The organism is Brunnivagina elsteri CCALA 953 (genome assembly GCF_002289455.1).
Classification (GTDB): domain Bacteria; phylum Cyanobacteriota; class Cyanobacteriia; order Cyanobacteriales; family Nostocaceae; genus Brunnivagina; species Brunnivagina elsteri.
The window spans coordinates 1-4768 of the sequence record NZ_NTFS01000462.1 but is presented as its reverse complement, the minus strand read 5'-3'; the positions used below and the strand labels follow the sequence as shown (position 1 = coordinate 4768).

Annotated in this window: 4 protein-coding genes and 1 tRNA gene; all 5 read left to right on the top strand. The window is 39.7% G+C overall.

The window, feature by feature from the left end; all coding sequences use genetic code 11:
• Window positions 1-344 precede the first annotated feature (344 nt).
• On the top strand, window positions 345-1337 hold the full coding sequence (locus CK510_RS26415) for a hypothetical protein (RefSeq protein ID WP_095724495.1): 993 nt from the start codon (window positions 345-347) through the stop codon (window positions 1335-1337).
• A 41-nt stretch (window positions 1338-1378) separates the two neighbouring features.
• Complete coding sequence (locus CK510_RS26410; protein ID WP_095724494.1) at window positions 1379-1612, top strand: hypothetical protein; 234 nt, start codon at window positions 1379-1381, stop codon at window positions 1610-1612.
• A gap of 204 nt (window positions 1613-1816) precedes the next feature.
• Window positions 1817-2689 carry an aldose epimerase family protein gene (locus tag CK510_RS26405; protein ID WP_095724493.1) on the top strand — a complete coding sequence of 291 codons (873 nt, stop codon included), beginning with the start codon at window positions 1817-1819 and terminating at the stop codon, window positions 2687-2689.
• Window positions 2690-2787: 98 nt separating this feature from the next.
• Window positions 2788-2859: transfer RNA gene (locus CK510_RS26400), tRNA-Lys, on the top strand.
• Window positions 2860-3380: 521 nt separating this feature from the next.
• Window positions 3381-4460 carry a class II fructose-bisphosphate aldolase gene (fba, locus tag CK510_RS26395; protein WP_095724492.1) on the top strand — a complete coding sequence of 360 codons (1080 nt, stop codon included), beginning with the start codon at window positions 3381-3383 and terminating at the stop codon, window positions 4458-4460.
• Window positions 4461-4768 lie beyond the last annotated feature (308 nt).

Here is a 4768-nt window from a genome sequence, read left to right as displayed (position 1 = left end):
TTACTTCCGAAAAGCTAGATAAATGCAAAGCTGAATTTATTGCAGAAGTTCAGAAATTAAGAATAACAGACAAAGGTGTTTGGTGCGATGCTCCAATCTTTTTTGCGAAAGCTTTCAAGTAAAAATAATATCCACAACTGTTCAAAATATTAGCAATGTAAAGTATCAAACATTTAAAATCAAACCGAACTTATACTGAATATATTTTTCTTTTCCGAAATCACTCCGTAAATTTCGGTAGACTTTATATATTTGTATTGATTGTGTGGCGTATCCTTGATTTTAACAGCTATGATGTGGCTAATTTATCAGTAGTCTTTGTAAATAATCTTGAATAAAAAACTATGGGAGAAACTATAAATACACAAAAAACAGGGAAGTTTATCGATTGGTGGGTACATGTTGCCTTTGGTGCTTTCCTATTAAGTTTTTTAACATTAATTGCATCACCGTTTTTTCAGCGTACTTTGTTATACAAAACGGTGACTGCTACCGACGATGAAATTGTCAAATTAGAACCTGTACAGGTTAGTGCAAATTCTATCGGTGCTATGAGTGTAAATGCCGAAGCACAAATCGGAGCAGATGAGTGGGTAACGTTTGAAATCCAACTTCTCGACCAAAACGGTAAAATTGTCACTGAGGGGGTTAAAGAAGGCTGGAGGGAGACGGGAAGCTGGTATGAAGATGGAGAGTCGGGAAGCTATGATGAGTCGGATACTCTCGGTGGTATGGATGTCAAATCGAAGAAAGATGAAAAACTGACAGTTGCGATCGCATTACTCGAATACGGTACTAACGAAGGAACAGATATCGATAAACCCGTACCATTTCAAGTCACTGTCAAAAGTGGGGTTATGGATGTTGGTTATTTCTGGTTTGGGACGATCGGTTCGTTGTTTCTCTGGTTGATGACGATGGTAGCTGCAAAGAAGAGCGGTAAAAAGGTGATCAATGAAAAAATTAACGATAGCGACCCCACAGGACGTGCGACTCTTGGAGGAGAAAATAAACTTGTCCGTGTCAAAGTCGAAATTGAAGCTGATGAAACCACTCCCAGTCAGTTAGAGGTTTGTTTGTTTGTTAATGATGCTTACGGGGAACAGATTTTTGCCGAGTCTTTATTGGTAAATGTTAGTGTTCAAAAAGAAAATGGAAAATTCCAAAAGGCTACGGCTAATTTAAATCGATATTTTGTCTTTCCACAAGCAGCTTCTTACGGTTTTCACGTAGAAGTACATCCTGACGAGCCAATCGATCGGACAAAGCTTATAGTTAAAGATGGTGTCAAAACTCTCTTCCCTGTTGATGTTTTAGAAATTGGCGCAACCGCTTAATTAGATTTTGGATTTTAGATTTTGAAGGTTGAAAACTATACATGATTGTCAAAATTATTGCTGCGGGAACAGTTGCTTTTGCGATCGCGAACATTGCAGCTGGTGTTAGTTCTAGTTCTTCCCTAGTGTTACGGGATTCCAACACAGGCAAATATTCTTCCCGTTCTGGAACAAATTATTCGGGAAGTACCAATTCTAGCGGTGTTTGGGTTTTTTATTCGTCCCGTTCTTCCTATGAAGGTTTCCAAGGTGGTGGTCCAGGAAGTGGAAAGTAATCAAATTATGATCCGAGTATACTGCAAACTGGTGAAATCTGGACTTCTGTCATGCTGAGGAACGTTCGCGTAGCGTGTCCCCTTGGGACTCAGTATCTTTAAGATTTTTACGCAATTTAAAAGTAAAGTTGTAACCCGTTTTTAGTATATTTATGTGTACATGGTCAGATTTTACCTGGAAATGAGGAAAAAACGAGAAAAATTATGTATTCTCTAAAAATCGAACAAAGACAATATCAAACCTACATTCTCAAGGATGAAAGTAGTAATTCACTAGTCGAAATTGTGCCGGAACGTGGTGGAATTATTACGAAATGGCTGGTAGGCGATCGCGATATTATGTATCTTGATACGGAACGCTTTACCAATCCGGAATTAAGCGTGCGTGGTGGGAATCCAGTTTTATTCCCTATCTGTGGAAATTTGCCAGATAATAGCTATACCCACAATGGCAAGCAATATACCCTCAAACAACATGGATTTGCCCGCGATTTACCTTGGGATGTTGACTTCCAGGAAGCTGGCAATAATTCGGCTGTTTTGACTTTGGTGTTGAAAAGCAGCGAAGCCACAAAGCAGGTTTACCCGTTTGATTTTGAGGTGAGATTTACCTACGAAATGGTGGGAAATAGCTTAAATATCTTGCAAACCTACCAAAATAAATCAGATGTGGCAATGCCTTGTTCCTTTGGCTTTCATCCTTACTTTCTCGTTCGAGATAAAAGCAAACTGAGCTTTGAAATTCCTTCCCAGGAATACTTTGACCATAAAACCAAAGAAAACAAGCCATTTAGCGGTAACTTTGATTTCAACCAAGATGAAATCGATGTCGCTTTTACAAAATTGAGTGGTAATACTGCGACTGTTACCGATCGCGATCGCAATCTCAAATTTACCCTCGAATACGATCGCGACTTCTCAACCCTCGTGTTTTGGACTGTCAAAGGCAAAGAATTTTATTGCATAGAACCTTGGAGCGCAGCTCGCAACTCCCTAAATACAGGAAAAAACCTCACAGTCATCGAACCTGGAGACAATTTTTCAACTTCGATCAAACTCACCGCAAATTTTTTCTAAAAGATTTTCTTGTCAACCCCTTTACATATCTATAGATATCTGTGGTAGAATAGTCAAGTTGAAAAACAAATAGTTCAAGCCAACGAAAACGAAGGCAAGGGTTGCTAACTCAATGGTAGAGTACTCGGCTTTTAACCGATTTGTTCCGGGTTCGAGTCCCGGGCAACCCATAAAAAGTAAAAAAGAGAAAAAGTAGAATTACTGTACTTGACTTTTTAACGGTCGTATGTTTAGTTACAGAACTTATATTTTCTCTAAACCATAATTTTGAGATAGTTGTCAAGAAACCATTATATTTCAATACTGCTTGCTTAAGGTTTCCCTGGCTAAAGAAACCAAAGCCTTATCACAAAAGGATTCGCGAGAAACCGGGTTTCTGAATTAATGCTTAAGCGAGCAGTATTGCATTATATTTGGATTAATTGGGAATTTGAATGAGGTTTTTAGATCGGAGAGCTTATCGCAATTCCCTAATCCAAGACTTGGGGGAAAACAAGCTACAGCACAGTCCTATAAGTATAAAGACGACAGCAGAGTTTTTTGACCCAAACATTTTCAATTCAAACTTTTTCAACATAAGCACCCACGACTAGTTATAATTTCCTATAAGTTGAAAAAACTCTTAAGACCAGCGTAAGAAATACGCTTATCTCGAATTTACTAGCTTACAACCACACTAGGAGGACTATCTATGGCGCTCGTACCAATGCGGCTAATGTTGGATCACGCTGCTGAAAACGGTTACGGTATCCCAGCTTTCAACGTCAACAACTTGGAGCAGATTCAAGCCATTATGCAGGCGGCACATGAAACAGATAGCCCAGTAATTTTACAGGCTTCTCGTGGCGCTCGTAAGTATGCTGGTGAGAACTTTCTCCGTCACTTGATATTGGCTGCGGTGGAAACCTACCCACATATACCCATTGTCATGCACCAAGACCACGGTAATGAGCCAGCAACTTGCTACTCAGCAATGAAGCACGGTTTTACCAGCGTCATGATGGATGGTTCGCTACAAGCCGATGCCAAGTCTCCTGCTAGCTTCGAGTACAACGTCGATGTTACCCGTGAAGTGGTAAAAGTAGCCCATTCCTTGGGAGTTAGCGTTGAAGGTGAACTCGGTTGCTTGGGTTCGTTGGAAACTGGCATGGGTGAAGCAGAAGACGGACATGGTTTTGAAGGAAAACTCGACCATTCCCAACTTTTAACTGACCCTGATGAAGCTGTACAGTTTGTAGAACAAACACAAGTAGATGCTTTGGCAGTTGCAATTGGTACTAGCCACGGTGCTTACAAGTTTACCCGCAAACCCACTGGCGAAATTTTGGCAATCAGCCGCATCGAAGAAATTCACCGTCGTTTGCCTAATACCCACTTGGTAATGCATGGTTCCTCCTCAGTACCGGAAGATTTGATTGCATTAATCAACAAGTACGGTGGTGCGATTCCTGAAACCTACGGTGTACCTGTTGAAGAAATTCAAAAAGGTATTAAGTGTGGTGTTCGTAAGGTCAATATTGACACTGACAACCGTTTGGCAATCACTGCTGCTGTGCGGGAAGCTTTGGCTAAAGATCCTAAAGAATTTGACCCCCGTCACTTCCTCAAACCTTCCATCAAGTACATGCAAAAAGTTTGTGCTGAACGCTATCAACAGTTTGAAACTGCTGGAAACGCAAGCAAAATTAAGCAAGTGAGTCTTGATGATTTCGCTGCTAAGTATGCTAAAGGTGAATTTGCTGCACAAACTAAAGCTGCTGCAAAAGTGTAATTAAATCAATAGTAGTTACATCGCGAATACAAAAGCTACAAAATAATAAACCCGGTGTCTTGAAGATGCCGGGTTTTTGATGCTAAGGAATCTGAATTAAATAAAATACAATCGCTGACACCCAACTGACAATACGAGTGACGTTGTTGAGATAGAAGCGAAAATGGAATATTTGTAAATTTTATTTAAAAGAATAAAAAATAGAGGGCTATTCGTGGTAATGTTCACTTGTTATTTAAAGATTGACAATTATTTAATAATCGAGAATTGTCCAAATTTTCAAAAAGGCAACCATCCGATTATATTAA

What these genes read in the sequence shown, in the direction of transcription:
- CK510_RS26415 (WP_095724495.1), top strand. Translation starts at nt 345, where the DNA reads ATGGGAGAAACTATAAATACACAAAAAACAGGGAAGTTTATCGATTGG.
- CK510_RS26410 (WP_095724494.1), top strand. Translation starts at nt 1,379, where the DNA reads ATGATTGTCAAAATTATTGCTGCGGGAACAGTTGCTTTTGCGATCGCG.
- CK510_RS26405 (WP_095724493.1), top strand. Translation starts at nt 1,817, where the DNA reads ATGTATTCTCTAAAAATCGAACAAAGACAATATCAAACCTACATTCTC.
- fba (WP_095724492.1), top strand. Translation starts at nt 3,381, where the DNA reads ATGGCGCTCGTACCAATGCGGCTAATGTTGGATCACGCTGCTGAAAAC.